This window comes from Serratia sp. HNCC26DJ244, assembly GCF_057180565.1.
The window spans coordinates 37406-59619 of record NZ_JBXUGO010000006.1; the positions used below are offsets into that span (position 1 = coordinate 37406).

The following is a 22214-nucleotide window of genomic DNA, read 5'->3' on the forward strand; positions in this document are numbered from 1 at the left end:
CGCATGGCTAGCGTCACACTGAGCAGCGTTTATAAAGCCTTTGGCGAGGCTGTAATTTCCAAAGATGTCAATTTGACGATTAATGACGGTGAGTTTGTCGTGTTTGTTGGGCCATCTGGCTGTGGCAAATCGACCTTGCTACGTATGATCGCCGGGCTTGAAGATATTAGCTCAGGAGACTTGTTTATCGGCGAAAAGCGCATGAACGATGTGCCCCCTGCCGAACGTGGTATCGGCATGGTGTTTCAGTCTTATGCGCTGTACCCCCATCTGTCGGTGGCGGATAACATGTCATTTGGCCTGAAGTTGGCCGGGACCAAGAAAGCGGAAATCACGCAGCGGGTTAATCAGGTTTCCGAAGTGTTGCAATTAGCCCATTTACTGGAGCGTCGTCCAAAGGCTCTTTCTGGCGGACAACGTCAGCGGGTGGCGATTGGCCGAACCTTGGTGGCAGAGCCCGATGTGTTCCTGCTGGATGAACCGTTGTCCAACCTGGATGCCGCATTGCGCGTACAGATGCGCATTGAGATTTCCCGCCTGCATAAACGCCTAGAGCGCACCATGATTTATGTCACCCATGATCAGGTAGAGGCCATGACGCTGGCGGACAAAATTGTGGTGCTGGATGCCGGGCGTGTGGCCCAGATTGGCAAACCACTAGAACTGTATCACTACCCGGCTAACCGTTTTGTTGCAGGCTTTATTGGCTCACCGAAAATGAATTTCCTGCCCGTGAAAGTCACTGCAGTTGAACACAATAACGTGCAGGTTGAACTGCCGATGCCCAATCGTCAACAGGTGTGGATACCCGTTGAATCCGAAGGCGTTGAAGTAGGGGCCAACCTGTCATTAGGCATCCGTCCTGAACATCTGTTACCAAGCTCAGAATCTGCCTGTACCCTGATGGGCGAGGTGCAGGTTGTCGAGCAGTTGGGTAACGAAACCCAGATTCATATTCAAATTCCAGAAATCCGTCAGAACCTGGTGTACCGCCAGAATGACGTCGTATTGGTGGAGGAGGGGGCAACATTTGTAATTGGGTTGCCACTTTATCGCTGCCATCTGTTCCGTGAAGACGGCACTGCGTGTCGACGCCTGTATCAAGAGCTGGGCGTTTAGCCTCGGGGATGTAATCAAGGTCATTCAAATTGCAGGTAGGCGGCAATGAAGTGAAGCCCTGGCAGCATAGCTAACGATGTGACTGGGGTGAACGACAACCGCTAATACCGCAGCAGTTTGAATGGCGACGGGGATGGGACACAGATGCCGACAGGCAATAATAACAGGAGAACAATAATGACTACTCTGCGCAAACTTCCTCTGGCACTGGCTGTCGCCACCGGAATTTTATCCACTCAGGCGATGGCGGTGGATTTCCACGGTTACGCACGTTCTGGTATCGGTTGGACCGGTAGTGGTGGTACGCAACAGTGTTTCCAGGCAACTGGTGCACAAAGTAAGTACCGTCTTGGTAACGAATGTGAGACCTATGCGGAATTAAAGCTGGGTCAGGAATTGTGGAAAGACGGCGATAAGAGTTTTTATCTGGATTCAAACGTCGCTTATAGCGTTGATCAAGCCAATGATTGGGAATCCACTAACCCTGCTTTCCGTGAGATCAATGTCCAAGGCAAAAACCTGATTGCCGCACTGCCTGGCGCCAACATTTGGGCCGGTAAGCGTTTTTATCAGCGCCACGATGTCCATATGATCGACTTCTACTACTGGGATATTTCGGGCCCGGGTGCAGGTCTGGAAAATGTTGATCTCGGTTTTGGTAAGTTGTCGTTTGCGGTGACGCGTAATACTGAAGCGGGTGGGTCAGCCGCTTTTGGTAACAGCACCACACAATGGTATATCAATGACAGCGGTAACATCGCTTCGCGCCAAGTGGATAATCGGGCTGATGTATATAACGATGTCTACGATGTGCGCTTGGCTGGGCTGGAGACCAACCCAGGCGGTACCTTGGAGCTTGGTTTTGACTATGGTAATGCCAGCACCAGAGACGGTGTTGACTTGCAACCAGGCGCGTCGAAGAACGGTGTGATGACAACGGCTCAGCATACACAGAGTATGTTCGGTGGCTTTAACAAGTTTGTGGTGCAATACGCGACAGACTCGATGACTTCATGGAATACCGGCCACAGCCAAGGTGGCAATGTCAATAACGACGGCCATATGCTGCGTGTGTTGGACCATGGTGCCGTTAAGATGGGTGAAGATTGGGAAATGATGTATGTGGCCATGTACCAGAACATTAATCTGGACAACAACAATGGCACGACATGGTATAGCGTCGGTGTACGTCCGATGTACAAATGGACCCCAATCATGAGTACCTTGTTTGAAGCGGGCTATGACAACGTTAAGTCGCAGAGAACAGATGATCGCAATGGTCAGTATAAGTTGACCTTAGCCCAACAGTGGCAGGCCGGGGACAGCATTTGGTCGCGTCCCGCATTGCGCGTATTTGCGACCTATGCCAACTGGAATGAGAAGTGGGGCTATGACAATGGCGTAGCCACTTATGATGGCGGCCGTGGCACAGATAATGAAGTCACCTTTGGTGCGCAATTCGAAGCCTGGTGGTAATCGGTTAAACAGCCGCTCTGAAGGGCGGCTGTCTCCAGTGTCATTAAGTCTGTTTAGCTGATATGGCTATTCTTGCCAGTTGCCTGTCAGCTTCTTTGTCTCTTTTTTGAAAGGGCCATAATAATGAAAAAGAAGATACTCGCTTTTTATCTGTCACTGTTTTTCAGTTCTACTTTTCCAGTCGTGACACAAGCTGCCGTGTTTAATGCATCGGCTGATGTGTCTGTTGCTCCGGCTATTTCCCAAGATGCTCTGCAAAAGTTACCTTGGCATCCGATTGTGCCGCCCGCGAGTGAAACTTTTAAGATTACTGCAGCAAACCCACAGATTAACCAAGGGGATATACAAGGTTCGGTTGCTGCATTTACATTGCCTGCTGACCGTGGTTCTCTTGAGATTACGCTGAGTAGTTTGGTTAATGATCGCAGCGTTTTTGCACCTAGCGTTTTGGTCTTGGATGAGCAAATGCGCCCTGCGGCTTTTTATCCCAGCAGTTATTTTCCGTATGAACGTGCTGGTGTGATGTCGGGCGACCGCTTGGAGGGCACCATAAAGTTGACCCCTTCTTTGGGGCAGAAGCAAATTTACCTGTTGGTATACACCACTCGTCAGGATTTAGCCGCCACGACGAAACTTCTTGACCCGGCCAAGGCTTATGCCATGGGGGTAGGTAATGCGGTGCCTGATATTCCAGACCCAATTGCTCAACATGGCACCACTGGAGAACTGCATCTGAAGGTCCGCTCTGAGCAAAATATGGGGAGCGTCATGATAGGGCTGCCGGTGACCAGTTCTAACGCCCCTGCACCCGTGGTTGTGGGTTCTAATACCCCAACGGCTGCCACCACATTGGCCCCGGTAACCAAAGCACCCGCGGAGCCTATTCTTAACGATACCGAAGCCTATTTCAATAATGGTATCAAGCAGGCGGTTAAGGCAGGGGATATCGATAAGGCACTGAAACTGATGAATGAAGCCGAAAAATTAGGCTCAACCACAGCACGTAAAACGTTTATCAGTAGTGTGAAAGGCAAGGGGTAATACCCGACACTGCCGATGTTGGCTTGATGATTGGTGTGCCCTGGCACACCTTTTTTCGTTATTACGCCCCGGATTTCTTATCATCCTGTTGCGGTGCTTTTCCCCTACCGATTTTCGCCTCCCCGACAACAGGCCATTGCGACGAGGCACTCTCTTGGAGATATCTCACATTGCGAGTAGGCAAGTGATAGCGCTCTTCCAGCGAATCGGCCTGTTGATTTCAAATTTCTGCGTTACAATGGCAACTTATGCCTGAATTCCTGTCACTTGAATGACAACGGGAATATTAGCGATACTTATCATCTAAAGCGCTGCCACCTAATGCAGTTTCTGGCATGGAGTATAATCATGTTTGGCACAAGGGACTCTATCTTGCCCGCGATTGAGTGGCTGCCTGAGTCCTCTTCAATACCTGCCGCGGTTAATGACTGGTTGATGGAACTAGGATCCATGACACGCCGTTTTGAACGTCACTGCACGCGCGTGCAGGTTGAACCACAGCGTGAATGTTTTGTTACTGCTGACCAATTGGCGGAAGAGAAAACACATTTACCCTGTAGTGAGCGTTACTGGTTACGTGAAATCCTATTGTTGGGTGACAACCAGCCCTGGCTTCTGGGCCGAACGCTGATCCCGCAAGAGACTCTGACTGGGCCGGACCAGGCTTTGGTTGATTTGGGGACGTTGCCACTGGGGCGTTATCTGTTCAACAGCCCTAACCTGACCCGTGATTATATCCATATTGGGCAGTATCAGGAGCTGTGGGCTCGGCGTTCCCGTCTGTGTTTGGCGGGAAAACCGTTGCTGCTGACGGAGCTTTTTTTACCCGCATCACCATTGTATGCAGTGGAACAGGGTGCACCAGCATAATAAGGGGAGATGAGTGTTGGAAGTGAGTGTGATTCAAAACAAATGGCAAGCTTATTGCCATCTGATGCGCATCGATAAACCTATCGGCGCGTTATTACTGTTGTGGCCTACGCTTTGGGCGCTGTGGCTGGCTGGGGAGGGTGTTCCTCAATGGCCGATATTGCTGGTTTTTGTCTCTGGTGTCTTTTTGATGCGTGCTGCTGGTTGTGTGGTGAATGATTATGCGGATCGTGCGTTTGATGGCCATGTGAAACGTACTGCAGGGCGTCCGCTGCCCAGTGGGCGAGTCAGTGAAAAGGAGGCCAAAATTCTGTTTGTCTCCCTGGTGTTGGTCTCTTTTTTGCTGGTACTGACACTCAATGCCATGACCATCTGGTTATCGCTGGCCGCGTTGGCTTTGGCTTGGGTTTACCCATTTATGAAGCGGGTGACCAGTTTACCGCAAGTGGTGCTCGGTGCGGCGTTTGGCTGGTCAATTCCGATGGCCTATGCGGCAGTGAGCGAAGCGTTGCCATTGGTCTGCTGGTTGCTGTTTTTGGCCAATATTTGCTGGACGGTGGCTTACGATACCTTGTATGCCATGGTTGATCGGGATGATGATTTAAAAATAGGTATCAAATCCACGGCAATACTGTTTGGTCGCCATGACAAGTTGATTATTGGTCTGCTGCAGTTCGCCACGCTGCTACTGATGCTGTGGGTCGGTTATTTGATGCAGTTGAACGGGGTTTTTTACTGGTCGCTGTTATTGGCCGGGGTGCTATTTATTTATCAACAACAACAGATAGCTAACCGTAACCGCGAGGCGTGCTTCCGGGCGTTTCTGAATAACAATTATGTTGGTTTGGTGTTGTTTATCGGTATTGTGTTCAATTATATCGGTGTCGTGGTTTAATAAATTTGCCCACCTGATGCAGGCAGAAAGGCATCCATGGGATGCCTTTCTGCGCTGATTACTCTTCTTTTAGCGCTGCTTCTTGCTCTTCTGGTGCCATTAGCGTGTTGGTCTCTTCTAGCATACTGACGCTTTCGATGGTCAACTTGATTTCTGGAGTAATCAAATCGCTCAGTATGGTGTAGACCTCCAGTGTATGCTCACGAATAGCATCGCCACTATCATTGATATAGCCCTCTTCACGTAATGTGGCCACTAACGTGGAGAATACGGCTTTATCGAAGAACTCCGGCGCATTGATACCATGCAGAACCGATAGACGCTGGGCCATAATGCGGCTCTCTTTTTCCAACGCGCCCCGGTTGATACTCGGGTTGGCGCTAAGGAGTGACATGGTGATGGCATAACGTTGCAGGGTTTCACGGACACCGGCAGCTAACAGTTGCAATGGACGGATTCGAGCAGGGTTGAGTACCAGTTCCTCGCCTTTATCACAAATCAATTGCTGACGCGTCAACTCATCAATCAGTGGTTGCAGTACCTCTGACAGTTGATCTTTGTCGTAACGCAGGAACAGTTCCGCCTTTAACATCGGGTAGATCAGACTCACCTGGCGTAACAGTTCAACACGCGATACTCGACGGTGATGCATCACAATAGTCGCAATCAGGGAAGGCAGCACTAACATATGATGAATGTTATTGCGGTAGTAGGTCATCAGTACCGCCTGCTCACGCGGCAGAATAATAATGTCGCCAATATTGTCCTGCTCTACTTCAAACTTGCTCATGCTTAAAGCGTGGTCCAGCAGTTGCTCAGGAGTTTGAGCAGGGGCGGTGGCATCGGGTGCATAAGGCGCATTACGCATCAATTGCAGATAGCACTCCAACTGTTCAAGCAACTGTTCACGGGCTAACGAACGTTGGCGAGAAGCCAGTAACGCTGTGCAGCACAGGTTCATGGCGTTGGCCGCAGCGGCATTGTTGATCCTTACCATAATTTCGCTAGCCAGACCGTTTACCACCGGCGTCAGCCAGACTGGGCGCTGCGATTCTATCGGATCGATGGATTCACGCCATTGAGGCGCCTGTTGATTGAGATAGGAGGTCAATGGAATGGGTTCGCCAAAGTTTACATACCCTTGGCCTAGATTGCGTAACTTACGCAGCCCACGAAGCATCTGCAGCAGGCCCTCTTTTTCTTTGGTGGCACCACGCAGTTCTTTGGCGTAGGTACCCACCTCCATCACATGCTCATAACCGATATAAACCGGGACCAGGGTAATTGGGCGGGTACCCCCCCGTAACATGGCTTGAATTGTCATGGATAAAGTGCCGGTTTTCGGCTCCAGTAACCGGCCAGTACGAGAACGCCCACCCTCAACAAAATATTCTACCGAATAGCCACGGGTGAATAGTTCACCAAGGTATTCACGGAAAACCGTAGAATAAAGTTTGTTACCTTTAAAGGTACGACGGATAAAGAATGCCCCCAAACGGCGGAAAATCGGCCCGGCAGGCCAGAAATTGAGGTTAATCCCTGCGGCGATATGCGGGGGAACCAGCCCTTGGTGGTAGAGCACATAGGAAAGCAAGAGGTAATCCATATGGCTGCGGTGGCAGGGTACATAGACTATCTCATGACCATCTTGTGCCAATTGCCTAACTCGTTCGGCCTTAGTGACATTAATACCCTGATAGAGGCGGTTCCAGGTCCAACTCAGGACGCGATCAGAGAGACGTACCGCTTCATAAGAGAAATTAGCCGCGATCTCTTCCATTAAGGAAATAGCGTTCTGTTGGGCTTTTTCGTAAGAGATCTTCTTGCTGCGAGCTTCATCTTCTACTGCTTTCTCAATGGCCTTGGAGGCCAGCAGCTTATTGAACAGATCCTGACGAACAGGCAGACTAGGCCCAACGGCGGCCAGGAGTTGGCGAGAGAAATGCATCCGCGCTACGCGCGCCAGTTTTTGTGCAATGGTTTTATCTGTACCATGTTCGGTTGCCATACGGCGTAAAGAAACGGTGTTGGAGAAGCGGACAAAGCTATCGCGGCCCAACCAGAGTATGGCGAAGAATTTTTGCACACCGTTTAGCAGGCGCAGGTGGGGGGCTCCCTGCCCTTCACGCCCAGGGGAACGACCAAACATCACTGACACCGGTAACATTTGGATATCAAGATCTGGATTACTGCGGTGAAGATCCAGATAATCATGGAACAGTTTTACCGACTCTTCTTTCGGTGTGTAGTAGCGAAAGACGCGTGGCCCTTCATGGATAAACACATGGCTGGGCAACACGGAGCCATCGATTTCAAGTGGCTCAAGGGGGTCGGGCAGATCCTGCGCCAGACATTGGGTACGCAGAGTGAGTAAATCTGCCTTGGAATTATAAGGCAAAACATACAAAATCGGCCTAGACGGATCCAACCCTAACTCCGAAATGGGGTCTGAAGGGATGATTTTACTTTTTACCAAAAATTTAAGTGGTAAATTCAATAGGTTATAATAAATTTTACGCCAACCTGACATAACGACCTGAAGCCTCTTGTTAGCAATTGCGCTGAAAGCATACCAGAAACCGTGTAACAGGTCTGTGGTATTGAAACGATGACCTACCTTGTGAGATGAAACATGGCAAATCAAATTACTGGCATGACACGTATTATTAAAGCTGTTGGCTATTCATATAAAGGATTAATTGCAGCCTGGCGCAATGAGGCTGCTTTCCGCCAGGAACTGGTGGTGGCCGTGGTGGCTATCGTACTGGCGATATGGCTTGATGTGGGGGCGATAGCGCGCATTTTATTGATCGGCTCCCTGGTGCTGGTGGTGATTATTGAAATTATCAACAGTGCGATTGAAGCGATCGTTGATCGGGTGGGAACTGAATATCATGAGCTTTCCGGGCGATCGAAAGACATGGCTTCAGCCGCGGTCTTTCTGACGATTATGTTGGCGCTGTTTGTCTGGATCTCGGTGCTCTGGGATCACTTTGCCTGACGAGTAAACCGATGTCATGGGGTGCGATCAATCTCGCTAATCCCTGATTTTTATTTATGAATTGATTCCCAATCCTGGTTTACCTGTATATACTCACAGCATGACTGTATAAACAAACAGGGGGCGGAATGAAAGCACTAACTACCAGACAGCAAGAGGTCTATGATCTGATTCGCGATCATATTTCACAAACGGGCATGCCACCAACACGTGCCGAGATCGCAATGCGCCTGGGGTTTCGCTCACCAAATGCGGCAGAAGAGCACCTGAAAGCTCTGGCCCGCAAAGGTGTTATTGAAGTGGTTTCCGGGGCTTCTCGCGGTATCCGCTTGCTGATGGAAGAGGAAGAAGGGTTACCCTTGGTTGGCCGGGTGGCGGCGGGCGAACCCTTGTTAGCTCAGCAACATATTGAAGGGCACTATAAAGTTGACCCGGGCTTATTTCACCCTAGTGCGGATTTCCTGTTGCGCGTCAGTGGGATGTCTATGCGCGATATCGGTATTTTGGATGGCGATCTGCTGGCGGTGCATAAAACTCAGGATGTGCGTAACGGCCAGGTGGTGGTGGCTCGTATTGAAGATGAAGTGACAGTAAAGCGCCTGAAGAAACAGGGTAATATTGTTGAGTTATTGCCAGAAAACAGTGAGTTTCAGCCAATAGTGGTGGATTTGAAGCATCAGAATTTCACGATTGAAGGCTTGGCGGTGGGCGTGATCCGCAACGGTGACTGGCTCTGACACCTCTTTTTTGTCATGTTATCTAATCAAATAGGTATATCGCCTCAATAGCGGGGCGATATTCTGTCCATGTCAACAACTCTACTTCTGCCGTCGGAATAGATCGCAATGCGTTTACTCGCTACCTTCACCAGCCCTGCTGACAAAATACTGTGGCGTCTGGCATTGCCAATGATCTTTTCCAATATCACGGTTCCTCTGCTTGGTTTGGTGGATACAGCGGTTATCGGCCATCTTGATAGCGCAATTTATCTTGGTGGGGTAGCGGTTGGTGCAATGGCGACCAATTTCCTGTTTATGTTGTTACTATTTTTGCGCATGAGTACCACCGGGTTAACGGCGCAGGCGTTAGGGGCAGGGGACCCACAGCGCTTGGCGCGTACTTTTATGCAGCCGTTGCTGTTAGCGCTGTTGATTGGCTTAACCATAGTGTTACTCCGTGGCCCACTGATCTCGCTGGCATTACATATTGTCGGTGGTGATCAAGCGGTATTAGTACAGGCTAGACGGTTTCTGGAGATCCGCTGGCTGAGTGCCCCGGCAGCACTGGCGAATATGGTATTGCTCGGCTGGTTGCTCGGTGTTCAATATGTGCGTGCGCCGGTGGTGATGCTGATAGCGGGTAATCTGCTGAATATCGTGTTGGATATCGTGCTGGTGATCGGCTTGGGTTGGGGTGTCTCGGGGGCTGCCACGGCAACGGTGCTGGCGGAGTATGCCACACTGCTGTTGGGGTTATGGCTTGCTTGGCGGGTATTATGTTCACGTGGCATCTCATTAGCGATGTTGCGGCATGCCTGGCGCGGTAACTTACGTCGCTTGTTGGCACTTAACCGCGATATCATGCTGCGCTCACTCCTGCTGCAATTGTGTTTCTCTTCGTTAACGATTTTTGCGGCGCGCATGGGGAGTGATGTGGTGGCCGTCAATGCGATATTGATGAGTTTGTTAACATTTACCGCCTATGCTTTGGATGGCTTTGCTTATGCCGTTGAGGTCCATTCCGGTTACGCCTATGGCGCAAGGGACGACCGTCAATTGCATGCGATATGGTATGCCGCTTGTCGCCAGGCAGGTATGCTGGCACTGGGCTTTGCCACGGTTTATCTGTTTACCGGGCCTTATATTGTCGCGGCTTTAACCTCATTACCGCTGTTGCGTACCTTGGCCGGTCACTATCTTCTCTGGCAAGTCGTGCTGCCTGTGGTGGGAGTCTGGTGTTATTTACTGGATGGTATGTTTATTGGTGCCACCCGTGGCACTGAAATGCGCAACAGCATGGTGGTGGCAGCAGCGGGTTATGGGCTGACTTTATTTACACTGCCACTATTAGGTAATCATGCGCTATGGCTGGCTTTGGCTGTATTCCTGGCATTACGTGGTGTTGCGCTGGGGTGGATATGGCACCGTCATCAGGTGCGTGGTACCTGGTTTTCACTCCCTGCCAAGGGTGAATAAGGTCACCTGTTTTACTGCGGTTTGAAAGGAGTGTGAACTCTCTATTTTTTCTTTATCACTATGCTGTGATCATGCTGGCAACTGTGTTTGTGGTTACAGGCTTCTATTTCAACACAGGCGGAGCATAACCCATGTGCTTCAACCACACTGTGGCGTAAGACAAAACCTGATTCCAGGGCGAGTTTCTGTAGTGTTTCTTCCACACCCTCTGTCGTCCGTTCAGTGACTTGCCTGCAGCGATCGCAGATAAATAGCGCTGAGGTGTGCATCGGCTGTTCGAAGTGATGGCACAGTACGTAGCTGTTAGCAGATTCTATGCGGTGAATAAACCCTTGCTCCAGTAAGAAATCCAGTGCTCGATAGACGGTGGGCGGTTTGGCCTGAGGTTCTGCGATACGTAACAGATCCAGTAGATCGTAAGCACTGATGGCTCCGGGTTGTTCAGTCATCAGACGTAACACTTCCAGCCGTTGTGGGGTCAGCCTTACATTGCGCTGCTGACAGAGTTGTTCAGCCTGCGCGAGTAGCTTTTCCTGATTGGTTGAGTTCATCGCCAATATCCCGGTAGGTGAATAGGCGCTGATTTTATCATATTCATCGGCAATCGCCGAGAGGTGCCTAGGGGAATAACAAGTATCATGACGCGTTTGCCGGACTAACATAGCGGTTAGCGCACTTGGTTGGTTAACTGGCAATGATTAATAGCTAAGATTATTAGAACCCATCATGATGAAATGATGATTAACAGAGCGGTAACTTCAGTGGTAACGGGGAGGGATTGATTTCCGCACCGAAGATAGGCACGGAAACAATATTGATGCGGGATTATTTGATGCCCATTGAAGTTTTCATTTGAGCCATCATATCAAGACCTTGCTTGCAAGCTGGATCTTGTTGTTCTGTAGGCATGGCAGAGATCTGTTGCTTGGCCTGTTCCATCTGGGTTTTTAATGCTTCCATTTGCTGTTTTGCCGCGTCATTGGTTTCAGACGCTTTGGCAATTAACGCATCAACTTCCTCAACATATTTTTTACATGTATCGGTCATTTCACCAGCAAAAACGGAAGAGGACATAGCTAACAGGCTGCACGCAAGAATTAATTTTTTCATCAGTAACAATCCAATTATTAATATTTCATCCTAACCATCCCAATGATGGTGAAATAATTATCTAAAAAAGTTGTTCATAAAACAAGCAGATGCCAGGATTATTATTTTGCAATATGTACTCATCAGATATTTTTATTTTTCTGATAACGCAGATAGGGAAAAATTCAATTAATTAGCATCTCTTTCAGTATGGCTTTAGTGGTATTTATTATTTTTACTTATGAATTCGTGTTGTTTACATTATCCGTCAAGTTACATTCCTGTTGGTACGCACCGAACACTACTGCCAGTTTCTGACACTCGGGCAACAGATACTGCCCATGTTAATCACCGCAACCTAAGGACGCTTTAAAATGAATGATGGCAAAATTACCCTCTATACCCACCCTATGTCTCGCGGCCGCACAGTGCGCTGGTTACTGGAAGAGTGCGGTGCCAGTTACGATACCGTAATACTTGATTATGGCACCAGCATGAAAAGCGCCGAGTATCTGGCGATTAACCCCATGGGCAAGGTGCCTGCGCTGACCCACGGTGATGCGGTGGTGACTGAAGCCGCGGCCATCTGCACCTATTTGGCGGATCTGTTCCCGGAAAAACAATTGGCCCCTGCGCCCGGTAGTCCGGAGAGAGCGGCATACTATCGCTGGCTATTTTTTGTTGCTGGTCCGCTGGAAGCGGCATTTATGGGCAAGTTGCTTGATCAGTTAGCGCCAGCAGACAAAGCAGTTATGGTGGGGTATGGCAGCTATGAATTAACCATGAACACCTTGGAGTCTGCTATCAAACAGGGGCGGCCTTACTTGTGCGGTGAGCAGTTCAGCGCGGTAGACGCCTATCTGGCGGCCTGTCTTGATTGGGGCATGTATTCCGGTGGCATTGAAAAACGCCCAGTCTTTGAGCGTTACATAGAACCTATCCTGCAACGCCCAGCTTATCTACGCGCCAAGGCAATGGATGATGCGCTACTGGCCGAACACCCATTCCCGGGCTAACGCCGATATTGCCCGCTAACCTGTTACCATGCCCGAACTGACGATGTTCGTCATTCGGGCTAATTATTGTCACCGCGGTGAGAACTACGTACTTGTCTGAAGTACTTGCCGCCTGCAAACAACTCCCTCATGATGCAATCATTGATTTTGTTTGATGGATTGTTAATCTGAGACGACAATGGCTAAAAAAACTCCTGAACAGAAAGCGGAAGAAGAACGTCGTTACATCGCTGCTATTGGTGCGGCCAATGCAACGGAGCTTGAACCCTTTCTAACTGACCCCAATCAATCTATACGAGCTGTGGCTGCTAGTAATCCGGACGCGGATGCAGAGATTTTGGATCGTTTTGCGGACGATAAATTTTGGGGGGTGCGTATCGAAGTGATACATAATGCTAACGTCAGCCAGTCAACATTGTTTCGGCTATTGGAGCCTAATTTACGTAAGCGTGGGGTCGTGCATCATGCTTCGCGTAAAAAGTTGGAAGAGCGCGGTGTAGTATTTGGTGATGATGGGATGCCAGAAAAAACGGATATAGGCACTCTCTTTTCAGAGTAAACAACACAACCTGGGGTTGTTTGTCGTTTAACGTGGGTATTGATGGAATCACCAGTTTCTCTGTTTCCTTGTTATCCACACTATTGCCATACCGCATGCGCCCTCTGCGCGCTGGCATTTCACTATGCTATAGTAGGCCCTATTTCATTCTCTTCCGCCGGTCCTGATTGGTAAGTGGCCTGTCAGGGGGCGAGAATGCCAAAACACAGCAAAAAGCTTAAACATGCATCAAGATAAACAAGCACCAAACGCGTTTCAATCTAGCGTGATAGCTGAAAAATCAGCTCAATTTCCCTCTCACCGTTTCTCCATCGCGCCAATGCTCGATTGGACTGACCGCCATTGCCGTTACTTCCACCGTCTGTTGACTCAGCAAACTTTGCTGTACACCGAAATGGTGACCACCGGTGCGATTATCCACGGTAAAGGGGATTATCTGGCTTACAACCAGGAGGAGCATCCTGTTGCGTTGCAACTAGGCGGCAGTGATCCCAGCGCTTTGGCGCATTGTGCCAAACTGGCACAACAGCGTGGCTATGATGAGATCAATCTTAACGTGGGTTGCCCATCAGATCGGGTGCAGAATGGGATGTTTGGTGCCTGTTTGATGGGGCAGGCTGACTTGGTGGCTGACTGTGTTAAGGCAATGCGCGATGCAGTTTCGATCCCGGTGACGGTAAAGACCCGTATTGGTATTGATGAACAGGATAGTTATGAGTTCTTGTGCCACTTTATTTCTACGGTGGCGGGGCGCGGCGAGTGCGAGACGTTCACTATTCACGCCCGTAAAGCCTGGCTTTCCGGCCTGAGCCCGAAAGAAAACCGTGAAGTTCCCCCACTGGATTATCCCCGCGTCTATCAGTTGAAGCGTGATTTCCCGGCACTGAGCATTGCGATTAATGGTGGGGTAAAAACCCTGGAAGAAGCCAAACAGCATCTGCAACATCTGGATGGCGTGATGATGGGGCGCGAGGCGTATCAAAACCCTTCGATTTTGGCCGCTGTCGACCGTGAAATATTCGGTTCCCAGAGTGAAGTGAAGGATAGTATTGCGATTGTTGAAGCACTCTACCCCTATATTGAGCGTGAACTGGCGAACGGGACTTATCTGGGCCATATTACCCGCCATATTCTCGGCCTGTTCCAAGGGGTGCCCGGAGCCAGGCAGTGGCGTCGTCACCTGAGTGAAAATGCCCATAAACCGGGTGCAGATGTCAACACTGTTGAACAGGCATTAGCCTTGGTGCGTCGCTAGCGGGTGGGGAGTCGGTATCAAATAACGTCTAATTCGCCAATATTTTTAACCAAAAGTTGGTTTTTTTGACCATAAGCCAATCCTAATTCATTTAATTTGACCCGCTGTTTTTATCTGGCAACCTGTAGATGGCGGGTATTACCGCCATAGCATGTGACTTTCGGCAAGTTGGCCTGTTTCTTGCTTAGTTAATAACAATATTAATAACAATGCTAATAGCAATATATTTGTTAATAACCATACAAACAGCACAACCTGATTTCCTGAGGAGCAACCTATGCTGGAACTATTTTTTCTAATTGGCTTTGTGGTCATGCTGGTGGTGACAGGTGTTTCATTGTTAGGCGTGATTCTTGCCCTGTTTGTGGCGATGGCTTTTATGCTGCTGGGGGGGATGGTTGCCATGGTGATTAAACTGTTGCCGTGGCTGATCCTGGCGGTGATTGTGGTATGGATATATCGTGCAATAAAGAAACCTCAGCCGCGCGGTTATTAATACTTTCCATATCATCAAAACCGTCTATTGCGCCAAGCGCCTGACCACTTTTGCTGTAAAGGTTCGTCATGCGTCAGTGCATCACGGGGCAGAGTTCGATATCTGCCCTTGGTGATGATGGGTTGCTGACGATTTGCCGGTAATTGACCAGACTAACCTTGCCGCATTAAAGCCCGGGAATTAACAGACTGGACCCACTGGTTTTGCGGCTTTCCAACACTTGGTGTGCCCGCTGGGTATCAGCTAGCGCGAATTTCTGCTCTGGTTTCACGTCAACTTTGATCACCCCGCTACCAATCAACGAGAACAACTCGTTACTGGCAAACTGTAATTCCTGGCGGTTGGTAATGTAGCCATTGAGCGATGGCCGAGTGACATACAGTGAACCTTTCTGATTAAGCAAACCGAGATTGACGCCAGTCACTGGCCCGGATGCATTGCCGAAACTCACCATCAACCCACGGCGTTTCAGGCTGTTGAGGGAAGCTTCCCAAGTATTCTTGCCTACAGAGTCATAGACGACATTGACCTTCTCGCCATGGGTCAACTCTGCAACGCGTTCAGCGATATCTTCCTGATGATAATTGATGGTTGCCCAGGCTCCCGCATGTTTTGCCAGTTCGGCTTTTTCGTCGGAACCGACACTGCCGATCAGTTTGGCGCCTAATGCCTTGGCCCATTGGCAGGCGATTAACCCAACGCCACCCGCCGCGGCATGGAATAGAAAGATTTCCCCAGGTTTAATTTCATAGGTTTGACGTAACAGATAATGCACCGTTAACCCTTTGAGAAAACAGGCGGCACCTTGCTCAAAACTCAGGTTATCGGGCAGGATCACTACTTTTTCCAGTGGAACGTTGTGAATTTCGCTGTAGGCACCCAGCGATGATTGGGCATAAACCACCCGATCGCCGGGTTTGACGGCACTCACCCCCGGTCCCACTTTTAGCACCACACCTGCAGCTTCGGTACCTAGCCCACTGGGTAAGTGTGCCGGAGGATAGAGACCGCTACGGATATAAGTATCAATATAGTTGATACCAATGGCTTTGTTCTCAATCTGAACTTCGCCAGCAACGGGATCGACAGGTGTAAAATCAACTAACTGCAACACTTCCGGGCCACCGATGGTGGAAAACTCAATGCGCTTTGCCATGTTGTTACCTCGATTAATCCTCTGATTTTGTTCTATGCACGTCTTGCAGGTGATGCGCCTTAATTGTTTAATTCACCGTGGTGCCGTGAGTATGTCATTAAGGATATAGCCATAGGTGATGGCGCAAGAATCGTGGATAAAAATCACGTATACTCTCGCATCAGGATCCATTATTGGCAACGGGATAAAAAATAGCTTTCATGGCAGGTAAAAAACCCCCTTTTAAGACCAACACCAACGAACCCAGAGATCGCCAGATGGAAGGGCTGAAGATGCCGCCACATTCGTTGGAGGCTGAGCAGTCCGTATTGGGTGGGTTGATGCTGGATAATGAGCGCTGGGATAACGTCGCCGAGCGGGTCGTTGCCAATGATTTCTTTAGCCGCCCACACAGGTTGATCTTTACCGAGATGCAGCGTCTGCTGGAGATGGGGCGGCCCATCGATCTGATTACGCTGTCCGAATCATTAGAACAGAAAGGCGATCTGGATTCAGTAGGGGGCTTTGCCTACCTGGCTGAATTGTCGAAAAACACCCCTAGTGCGGCGAACATCGGTGCTTACGCGGATATTGTGCGTGAGCGTGCGGTAGTGCGTGAAATGATCTCCGTCGCCAATGAAATTGCCGATGCTGGTTACGATCCCCAGGGGCGTAGCAGTGAAGATCTACTCGACCTGGCGGAATCCCGCGTCTTCCAGATTGCTGAAAATCGTGCCAGCAAAGATGAAGGGCCAAAAGGTATCGAGCGTATTTTGGAAGATACGGTTGCCCGCATCGAACAGCTCTACCAACGCCCTCATGATGGCGTTACCGGGGTGTCCACCGGTTATGGTGACCTGGATAAGAAAACCGCCGGCCTGCAGAAGTCGGATCTGATTATTGTGGCTGCCCGTCCTTCGATGGGGAAAACCACTTTTGCCATGAACCTGTGTGAAAATGCGGCCATGATGCAGGATAAACCGGTGCTGATCTTCAGCCTGGAGATGCCTGGTAACCAGATTATGATGCGTATGCTGGCTTCTTTGTCGCGGGTGGATCAGACGCGTATTCGTACCGGTCAGTTGGATGATGAGGATTGGGCACGTATCTCCAGCACCATGGGGATCTTACTGGAGAAGCGCAATATGTATATTGACGACTCCTCTGGCCTGACCCCCACCGAAGTGCGCTCTCGTGCACGGCGTATTTTCCGTGAACATGACGGGCTTAGCCTGATCATGATCGACTATTTGCAGTTGATGCGTGTACCTTCACTGTCTGACAACCGTACGCTGGAAATTGCAGAAATCTCCCGCTCACTGAAAGCGTTGGCGAAAGAGTTGCAGGTACCTGTGGTGGCGCTGTCGCAGTTGAACCGTAGTCTGGAACAACGTGCGGATAAGCGCCCAGTTAACTCTGATCTGCGTGAGTCGGGTTCTATCGAGCAGGATGCCGACCTGATTATGTTCATCTACCGTGATGAGGTTTATCACGAAAACAGCGACCTGAAAGGGGTGGCAGAAATTATTTTGGGTAAGCAGCGTAATGGGCCTATCGGTTCGGTGCGTCTTACCTTTAACGGACAGTGGTCGCGCTTCGATAATTATGCGGGGCCGCAATATGATGATGAGTAATCAGCTAAGGAACTGAAATGAAAGCGGCAACCGCTGTAATCGACCGCCGTGCTCTGCGACATAATATGCAGCAGGTGCGTCGTCTGGCACCACAAAGTCGCTTGGTTGCTGTTGTCAAAGCAAACGCTTATGGGCACGGTCTGCTGGAAACGGCCCACACGTTGCAGGATGCTGATTGTTATGGTGTGGCGCGCATTGATGAAGCCCTGATGCTGCGAGCGGGGGGGATAGTGAAGCCGATCCTGCTGCTGGAAGGCTTTTTTTGTGCCAGCGACCTGCCGATGCTGGTGGTGAACAATATCGAAACGGCGGTGCACAGCATTGAACAACTGGAAGCACTGGAGCAGTGTGAACTGGCTCAGCCGGTACGGGTATGGATGAAGCTGGATACGGGCATGCACCGCTTAGGGGTGCGTCCGGAGCAAGCCGAGGCGTTTTATCAGCGGTTGAGTGCTTGCCACAATGTGGTGCATCCGGTGAATATCATGAGTCACTTCAGCCGCGCCGATGAACCGCAGGCGGGGGTGACTGAACAGCAAATCGCCAGTTTTAACGCGTTTGTTGACGCTAAACCGGGGCAAAAATCCATCTCTGCTTCCGGCGGGATCTTACTGTGGCCGCAGGCTCACCATGATTGGGTGCGTCCGGGTATTATTCTGTATGGCGTTTCTCCACTGGAGACACAGGATGCCAGTTGCTTTGGCTTGCAACCGGCGATGACGCTGAAGTCGAGTTTGATTGCGGTGCGTGAACATAAAGCCGGTGAACCGGTAGGCTATGGTGGCACCTGGGTAAGTCCGCGCGATACGCGCCTGGCGGTGGTGGCCATGGGCTATGGCGATGGTTATCCGCGTAGCGCGCCTTCAGGTACGCCAGTATGGGTTAATGGGCGCGAGGTGCCGATCGTTGGCCGGGTCTCCATGGATATGATCTCGGTCGATCTGGGGCCAGATGCCAGCGATAAAGTAGGCGATGAAGCGGTATTTTGGGGCAATGAACTGCCGGTTGAGCGGGTTGCGGCTTGCAGCGGTGTCAGTGCCTATGAGTTGATCACCAAACTGACTCAGCGTGTGGCAATAGAATATCTTGGCGAGTGAGTCATTGCCCGCCGCTAATAAAGCGGCGGGGATAACCGCAGGTTATTTATTAACGGCCAGCCAGTTATCGATAATTTTCTGATACTCCCCGGTGGCTTTGCTCAGGTGTAGCCACTGGTCAACATACAACTTCCAGCTCATATCATCACGTGGCAGCATGTATGCCTTCTCTCCATATTGCATTGGTTTGTCTGGATCGACAGCGCAGAGTTGCGGATAGCGTTTCTGCTGATACAACGCTTCGGAAGCGTCGGTGATCATCACATCGGCTTTATGGTCCACCAACTGTTGGAAGATGCCCATATTGTCGTGGGAAAGTGTCAGCTTGGCATCAGGCAGATAGGCGTGGACAAAGGCTTCGTTGGTGCCCCCAGCGGGTTCGATCAATCGCACGGTTGGCTGATTAATTTGGGCGATAGTGCGGTATTTTTTTACATCGCTACAGCGTACCAGCGGGATCTTGCCATCTGTCCCGAGCTGTTCAGCGAAGAACGCCTGTTGTTGGCGTTTCAGCGTTACCGAAATGCCCCCCATGGCGATATCACATTTCCCCGATACAAAGTCTGGCATCAGAGTTTTCCAGGTGGTTTTTACCCATTGCACCTTGGCACCCAAGCTGTTGGCTAACGACTCCGCCATCGCGATATCAATACCTTCATAGCTGCCATCCTCTTTCAGGAAGGTATAAGGTTTGTAGTCACCAGTGGTGCAGACCGTCAGAACTTTTTGCTGCAATACCTTGTCAAGATTGGATTGCGCACTGGCTCCGCCAGCAGCAAGCAGTAAGAGTAAACAGAGTCTTTTCTTCATATCATATCCTTGTGGAGCCCATCCTCTTTCAAACTGCCATCTGCCTAGGTACTCCGGCACTTGATGGCGGTGGGGCGCTGCAAACGCAGCCGACAGCTTAAAATCATAGGGCGAATACATTCGTGGTTTTATGCGCTACTTAGCCGTCAATTGTTGTTGGTTTGCGTGATTTACCCATTTTTTATGCCATAGCGGAGTTGAGATACTGACTTTACTGCTAAGTAACTCGCAACATGGCAATGGAGCTGGTTTCAAGGCCAAAAAAACTGATAGGCTGTAACGTCAATATTTATTAACACACTTTACAGGTGGCTATGTACAACATTGATGATTTCGATATGAAAATCCTGACTTTGTTACAGGCTAATGGCCGTCTGACAAACCAGGAGTTGAGTGATTTAGTCGGGCTTTCCGCCTCCCAGTGTTCGCGGCGGCGTATCAGCCTGGAGCAGGCCGAACTGATCAAGGGCTACCATGCCCGGCTGGCACCAGAAGCTGTCGGCCTGGGATTAGTCGGCATGATAGAGGTCAGCCTGATCACCCATAGCCAGGAACAGATAGACAGTTTTCATCAAATGTTGGGGGAAGTTGAGGCGATTGTTGATGCTTACAAGATTGCCGGTGATGCCGATTATTTGCTAAAAGTAGCTGTGGCTGACTTGCCTGCATTGAGCGGCTTTATCAGCCAGACGCTTTCCCGCCACAAGAGTGTGGCCCATATAAAAACAGCGGTGGTACTTGAGCGGATCAAGGAAGGCGGTTTACTTCCAGTCGTGAGATAAACAGCTCGGAAAATTTACCCCCCAATGTAATCAGGCTGAACTTTATTGAACGGCCAACTAACCCAAATCAGGAGAACCAACCCGTGTTCCAGAATGTTGATGCTTATGCCGGTGACCCGATCTTGTCGCTGATGGAAAAATTTAAAAAAGATCCCCGTGCGCACAAGGTGAACCTGAGTATCGGTCTTTATTATAACGAGCAGGGCATCATCCCGCAGATGAAGGCGGTTGCTGAGGCGGAAGCCCAGTTAAACAGCGTTGAGCAGGGGGCATCTGTTTATTTACCCATGGAAGGTCTGCAACCTTACCGCAGCGCAATCCAGCAGTTACTATTCGGTGCTGAGCATCCCATGCTGCAACAAGGGCGTATCGCCACCATCCAAACCGTAGGCGGCTCAGGTGCATTAAAGGTGGGGGCCGACTTCCTGAAAAAGTATTTCCCGGACTCGCAGGTTTGGGTAAGCGACCCGACTTGGGAAAACCACGTAGCCATTTTTGCTGGTGCGGGTTTTGAGGTGAATACTTACCCCTATTTCGACAGCGAAAACCTGACTGTGAAGTTTACGGCGATGCTGAATGCCCTGAAGCAACTGCCTGCCAAGAGCATTGCACTGCTACACCCTTGTTGCCACAACCCGACGGGATCAGACCTCACGGCACAGCAGTGGGACCAAGTGGTTGATGTGATTAAAGAACGCGAATTAATTCCGTTCCTCGATATCGCCTATCAAGGGTTCGGTGGTGGTATGGATCAGGATGCTTATGCTATCCGCGCGATTGCCGCCGCAGGTTTGCCATGCCTGGTGAGTAACTCGTTCTCGAAAATCTTCTCCCTTTACGGTGAGCGGGTAGGGGGGCTTTCTGTGGTGTGTGAAAGCAGTGAGGCCGCTGAACGTGTGCTGGGGCAACTGAAAGCGGCGGTGCGCCGTAACTACTCCAGCCCGCCGAATTTTGGTGCACAAGTGGTGGCAAAAGTGCTCAATGATCCGCAATTGAACAGCGAGTGGCTGGCAGAAGTGGAGTCTATGCGCCAGCGTATTTTAGAAATGCGTAAAGTGTTGGTCACTACGCTCAAGAGCGCGTTGCCACAACGTAATTTTGATTACCTGCTGGAGCAGCGTGGCATGTTCAGTTACACCGGCTTTAGCGCGGCACAGGTTGAACGCTTGCGTGAAGAGTTTGGTGTCTACTTGATCCACAGTGGCCGCATGTGTGTGGCAGGGCTGAATCATAATAACGTTCGTCAGGTGGCGGAGGCCTTTGCTGCGGTGCAGTAAAGGCGGCCCGGGCTGTTATCAAAGGAGATCACCTTGAACAAACAGCAATTGCTGGATTACTGCCTGACTAAACCGGGCAGTGAACAGGATTATCAGAGCGACTGGCAGGCCGATCGGGTCAGAGTCGCGGAGAAAATGTTTGCTCTTATTGGTGAAGCCTATGGGCGGCCCGTGATCTCATTAAAGTGCGACATAGAGCTGGCGGAACAGCTGCGTGAGCAACATGCTGAAATTATTCCTGGTTACTACTTAAATAAAGCGCATTGGAACAGTATCTACCTGGATAGCGCTTTGCCAGACTCACAGTTTTACCAACTGATTGATATGTCATATCAACTGGTGGTGGCGGGGTTATCGAAGAAGAAGCGCCAGGAACTGGGAATCTGTATATCCTGAATAATTCGCTTTGTATTTAAGTATTACGGGTATAACGAAAACCGCTCCTGCTTGATACAGGAGCGGTGACC

22 protein-coding genes are annotated in these 22214 nt (G+C 50.1%); 17 read left to right on the forward strand and 5 right to left on the reverse strand.

Going from position 1 to position 22214, the window contains the following annotated elements; translation table 11 throughout:
• Positions 1 to 3: 3 nt before the first annotated feature.
• From malK to ubiA, 5 genes are all read left to right on the forward strand, one after another.
• A complete protein-coding gene (gene malK, locus AC2A06_RS06870) occupies positions 4 to 1119 on the forward strand; it encodes a maltose/maltodextrin ABC transporter ATP-binding protein MalK (RefSeq protein WP_484379809.1) in 1116 nt (371 codons plus the stop codon).
• 177 nt (positions 1120 to 1296) lie between these two features.
• Entirely contained in the window at positions 1297 to 2595 is a 1299-nt protein-coding gene (locus AC2A06_RS06875; RefSeq protein WP_473196642.1) for a maltoporin, read from the forward strand.
• Positions 2596 to 2718: 123 nt separating this feature from the next.
• Positions 2719 to 3636 (forward strand): maltose operon protein MalM, encoded by a 918-nt coding sequence (gene malM / locus AC2A06_RS06880; RefSeq protein ID WP_484379810.1) that lies wholly within the window; start codon positions 2719 to 2721, stop codon positions 3634 to 3636.
• Between the two features lie 348 nt (positions 3637 to 3984).
• Complete coding sequence (gene ubiC, locus AC2A06_RS06885; RefSeq protein ID WP_484379811.1) at positions 3985 to 4506, forward strand: chorismate lyase; 522 nt, start codon at positions 3985 to 3987, stop codon at positions 4504 to 4506.
• 16 nt (positions 4507 to 4522) lie between these two features.
• A complete protein-coding gene (gene ubiA, locus AC2A06_RS06890; protein WP_484379903.1) occupies positions 4523 to 5401 on the forward strand; it encodes a 4-hydroxybenzoate octaprenyltransferase in 879 nt (292 codons plus the stop codon).
• Positions 5402 to 5459: 58 nt separating this feature from the next.
• Here ubiA and plsB read toward each other — a convergent pair whose 3' ends face one another.
• Positions 5460 to 7931 carry a glycerol-3-phosphate 1-O-acyltransferase PlsB gene (plsB, locus tag AC2A06_RS06895; protein WP_484379812.1) on the reverse strand — a complete coding sequence of 824 codons (2472 nt, stop codon included), beginning with the start codon at positions 7929 to 7931 and terminating at the stop codon, positions 5460 to 5462.
• 102 nt (positions 7932 to 8033) lie between these two features.
• Between plsB and AC2A06_RS06900 the strand changes: the two genes are divergently transcribed.
• The 3 genes from AC2A06_RS06900 to dinF all read left to right on the forward strand — a co-directional run bounded on the left by AC2A06_RS06900 (position 8034) and on the right by dinF (position 10597).
• Positions 8034 to 8402 (forward strand): diacylglycerol kinase, encoded by a 369-nt coding sequence (locus AC2A06_RS06900; RefSeq protein ID WP_484379813.1) that lies wholly within the window; start codon positions 8034 to 8036, stop codon positions 8400 to 8402.
• Positions 8403 to 8530: 128 nt separating this feature from the next.
• A complete protein-coding gene (gene lexA, locus AC2A06_RS06905) occupies positions 8531 to 9139 on the forward strand; it encodes a transcriptional repressor LexA (protein WP_023490521.1) in 609 nt (202 codons plus the stop codon).
• A gap of 108 nt (positions 9140 to 9247) precedes the next feature.
• A complete protein-coding gene (gene dinF / locus AC2A06_RS06910; protein WP_473196647.1) occupies positions 9248 to 10597 on the forward strand; it encodes an MATE family efflux transporter DinF in 1350 nt (449 codons plus the stop codon).
• Positions 10598 to 10638: 41 nt separating this feature from the next.
• Here the strand turns inward: dinF and zur are convergent, their stop codons facing one another.
• Together zur and AC2A06_RS06920 are read right to left on the reverse strand one after the other, a co-directional pair.
• The gene (gene zur, locus AC2A06_RS06915) at positions 10639 to 11148 is read right to left on the reverse strand and encodes a zinc uptake transcriptional repressor Zur (protein ID WP_473197936.1); all 510 of its coding nucleotides are present in this window, start codon (positions 11146 to 11148) and stop codon (positions 10639 to 10641) included.
• Between the two features lie 274 nt (positions 11149 to 11422).
• Positions 11423 to 11707 (reverse strand): DUF5339 domain-containing protein, encoded by a 285-nt coding sequence (locus AC2A06_RS06920; RefSeq protein WP_023490524.1) that lies wholly within the window; start codon positions 11705 to 11707, stop codon positions 11423 to 11425.
• Positions 11708 to 12060: 353 nt separating this feature from the next.
• Here AC2A06_RS06920 and AC2A06_RS06925 point away from each other — a divergent pair, with 353 nt between their 5' ends.
• The 4 genes from AC2A06_RS06925 (at position 12061) to pspG (ending at position 15012) form a co-directional block, all read left to right on the forward strand.
• The gene (locus AC2A06_RS06925) at positions 12061 to 12702 is read left to right on the forward strand and encodes a glutathione S-transferase family protein (protein WP_473196648.1); all 642 of its coding nucleotides are present in this window, start codon (positions 12061 to 12063) and stop codon (positions 12700 to 12702) included.
• Positions 12703 to 12880: 178 nt separating this feature from the next.
• Positions 12881 to 13261, forward strand: a complete 381-nt coding sequence (locus tag AC2A06_RS06930) for a hypothetical protein (RefSeq protein ID WP_484379814.1) — start codon at positions 12881 to 12883, stop codon at positions 13259 to 13261.
• Between the two features lie 223 nt (positions 13262 to 13484).
• On the forward strand, positions 13485 to 14516 hold the full coding sequence (dusA, locus tag AC2A06_RS06935; protein ID WP_072011650.1) for a tRNA dihydrouridine(20/20a) synthase DusA: 1032 nt from the start codon (positions 13485 to 13487) through the stop codon (positions 14514 to 14516).
• 277 nt (positions 14517 to 14793) lie between these two features.
• The gene (gene pspG / locus AC2A06_RS06940; protein ID WP_023490528.1) at positions 14794 to 15012 is read left to right on the forward strand and encodes an envelope stress response protein PspG; all 219 of its coding nucleotides are present in this window, start codon (positions 14794 to 14796) and stop codon (positions 15010 to 15012) included.
• Positions 15013 to 15178: 166 nt separating this feature from the next.
• Here pspG and AC2A06_RS06945 read toward each other — a convergent pair whose 3' ends face one another.
• Positions 15179 to 16168 (reverse strand): quinone oxidoreductase, encoded by a 990-nt coding sequence (locus tag AC2A06_RS06945; RefSeq protein WP_473196650.1) that lies wholly within the window; start codon positions 16166 to 16168, stop codon positions 15179 to 15181.
• A 200-nt stretch (positions 16169 to 16368) separates the two neighbouring features.
• On the opposite strand from AC2A06_RS06945, the gene dnaB reads away from it, so the two are divergent.
• Together dnaB and alr are read left to right on the forward strand one after the other, a co-directional pair.
• A complete protein-coding gene (dnaB, locus tag AC2A06_RS06950) occupies positions 16369 to 17781 on the forward strand; it encodes a replicative DNA helicase (protein ID WP_037384198.1) in 1413 nt (470 codons plus the stop codon).
• A 17-nt stretch (positions 17782 to 17798) separates the two neighbouring features.
• The gene (gene alr, locus AC2A06_RS06955) at positions 17799 to 18878 is read left to right on the forward strand and encodes an alanine racemase (RefSeq protein ID WP_484379815.1); all 1080 of its coding nucleotides are present in this window, start codon (positions 17799 to 17801) and stop codon (positions 18876 to 18878) included.
• 42 nt (positions 18879 to 18920) lie between these two features.
• Here the strand turns inward: alr and AC2A06_RS06960 are convergent, their stop codons facing one another.
• A complete protein-coding gene (locus tag AC2A06_RS06960; protein WP_473196652.1) occupies positions 18921 to 19688 on the reverse strand; it encodes a transporter substrate-binding domain-containing protein in 768 nt (255 codons plus the stop codon).
• Between the two features lie 314 nt (positions 19689 to 20002).
• On the opposite strand from AC2A06_RS06960, the gene AC2A06_RS06965 reads away from it, so the two are divergent.
• The 3 genes from AC2A06_RS06965 to AC2A06_RS06975 all read left to right on the forward strand — a co-directional run bounded on the left by AC2A06_RS06965 (position 20003) and on the right by AC2A06_RS06975 (position 22143).
• A complete protein-coding gene (locus AC2A06_RS06965; RefSeq protein ID WP_023490533.1) occupies positions 20003 to 20470 on the forward strand; it encodes an Lrp/AsnC family transcriptional regulator in 468 nt (155 codons plus the stop codon).
• Positions 20471 to 20553: 83 nt separating this feature from the next.
• On the forward strand, positions 20554 to 21747 hold the full coding sequence (locus AC2A06_RS06970) for an amino acid aminotransferase (RefSeq protein WP_484379816.1): 1194 nt from the start codon (positions 20554 to 20556) through the stop codon (positions 21745 to 21747).
• A gap of 33 nt (positions 21748 to 21780) precedes the next feature.
• Complete coding sequence (locus tag AC2A06_RS06975; protein ID WP_473196654.1) at positions 21781 to 22143, forward strand: MmcQ/YjbR family DNA-binding protein; 363 nt, start codon at positions 21781 to 21783, stop codon at positions 22141 to 22143.
• The last annotated feature ends 71 nt before the right edge of the window (positions 22144 to 22214 follow it).

Bases quoted from the DNA above. Each gene is read 5' to 3' on its own strand.
- malK (WP_484379809.1), top strand. From the start codon at position 4: ATGGCTAGCGTCACACTGAGCAGCGTTTATAAAGCCTTTGGCGAGGCT.
- AC2A06_RS06875 (WP_473196642.1), top strand. From the start codon at position 1,297: ATGACTACTCTGCGCAAACTTCCTCTGGCACTGGCTGTCGCCACCGGA.
- malM (WP_484379810.1), top strand. From the start codon at position 2,719: ATGAAAAAGAAGATACTCGCTTTTTATCTGTCACTGTTTTTCAGTTCT.
- ubiC (WP_484379811.1), top strand. From the start codon at position 3,985: ATGTTTGGCACAAGGGACTCTATCTTGCCCGCGATTGAGTGGCTGCCT.
- plsB (WP_484379812.1), bottom strand. From the start codon at position 7,931: ATGTCAGGTTGGCGTAAAATTTATTATAACCTATTGAATTTACCACTT.
- AC2A06_RS06900 (WP_484379813.1), top strand. From the start codon at position 8,034: ATGGCAAATCAAATTACTGGCATGACACGTATTATTAAAGCTGTTGGC.
- lexA (WP_023490521.1), top strand. From the start codon at position 8,531: ATGAAAGCACTAACTACCAGACAGCAAGAGGTCTATGATCTGATTCGC.
- dinF (WP_473196647.1), top strand. From the start codon at position 9,248: ATGCGTTTACTCGCTACCTTCACCAGCCCTGCTGACAAAATACTGTGG.
- zur (WP_473197936.1), bottom strand. From the start codon at position 11,148: ATGAACTCAACCAATCAGGAAAAGCTACTCGCGCAGGCTGAACAACTC.
- AC2A06_RS06920 (WP_023490524.1), bottom strand. From the start codon at position 11,707: ATGAAAAAATTAATTCTTGCGTGCAGCCTGTTAGCTATGTCCTCTTCC.
- AC2A06_RS06925 (WP_473196648.1), top strand. From the start codon at position 12,061: ATGAATGATGGCAAAATTACCCTCTATACCCACCCTATGTCTCGCGGC.
- AC2A06_RS06930 (WP_484379814.1), top strand. From the start codon at position 12,881: ATGGCTAAAAAAACTCCTGAACAGAAAGCGGAAGAAGAACGTCGTTAC.
- dusA (WP_072011650.1), top strand. From the start codon at position 13,485: ATGCATCAAGATAAACAAGCACCAAACGCGTTTCAATCTAGCGTGATA.
- pspG (WP_023490528.1), top strand. From the start codon at position 14,794: ATGCTGGAACTATTTTTTCTAATTGGCTTTGTGGTCATGCTGGTGGTG.
- AC2A06_RS06945 (WP_473196650.1), bottom strand. From the start codon at position 16,168: ATGGCAAAGCGCATTGAGTTTTCCACCATCGGTGGCCCGGAAGTGTTG.
- dnaB (WP_037384198.1), top strand. From the start codon at position 16,369: ATGGCAGGTAAAAAACCCCCTTTTAAGACCAACACCAACGAACCCAGA.
- alr (WP_484379815.1), top strand. From the start codon at position 17,799: ATGAAAGCGGCAACCGCTGTAATCGACCGCCGTGCTCTGCGACATAAT.
- AC2A06_RS06960 (WP_473196652.1), bottom strand. From the start codon at position 19,688: ATGAAGAAAAGACTCTGTTTACTCTTACTGCTTGCTGCTGGCGGAGCC.
- AC2A06_RS06965 (WP_023490533.1), top strand. From the start codon at position 20,003: ATGTACAACATTGATGATTTCGATATGAAAATCCTGACTTTGTTACAG.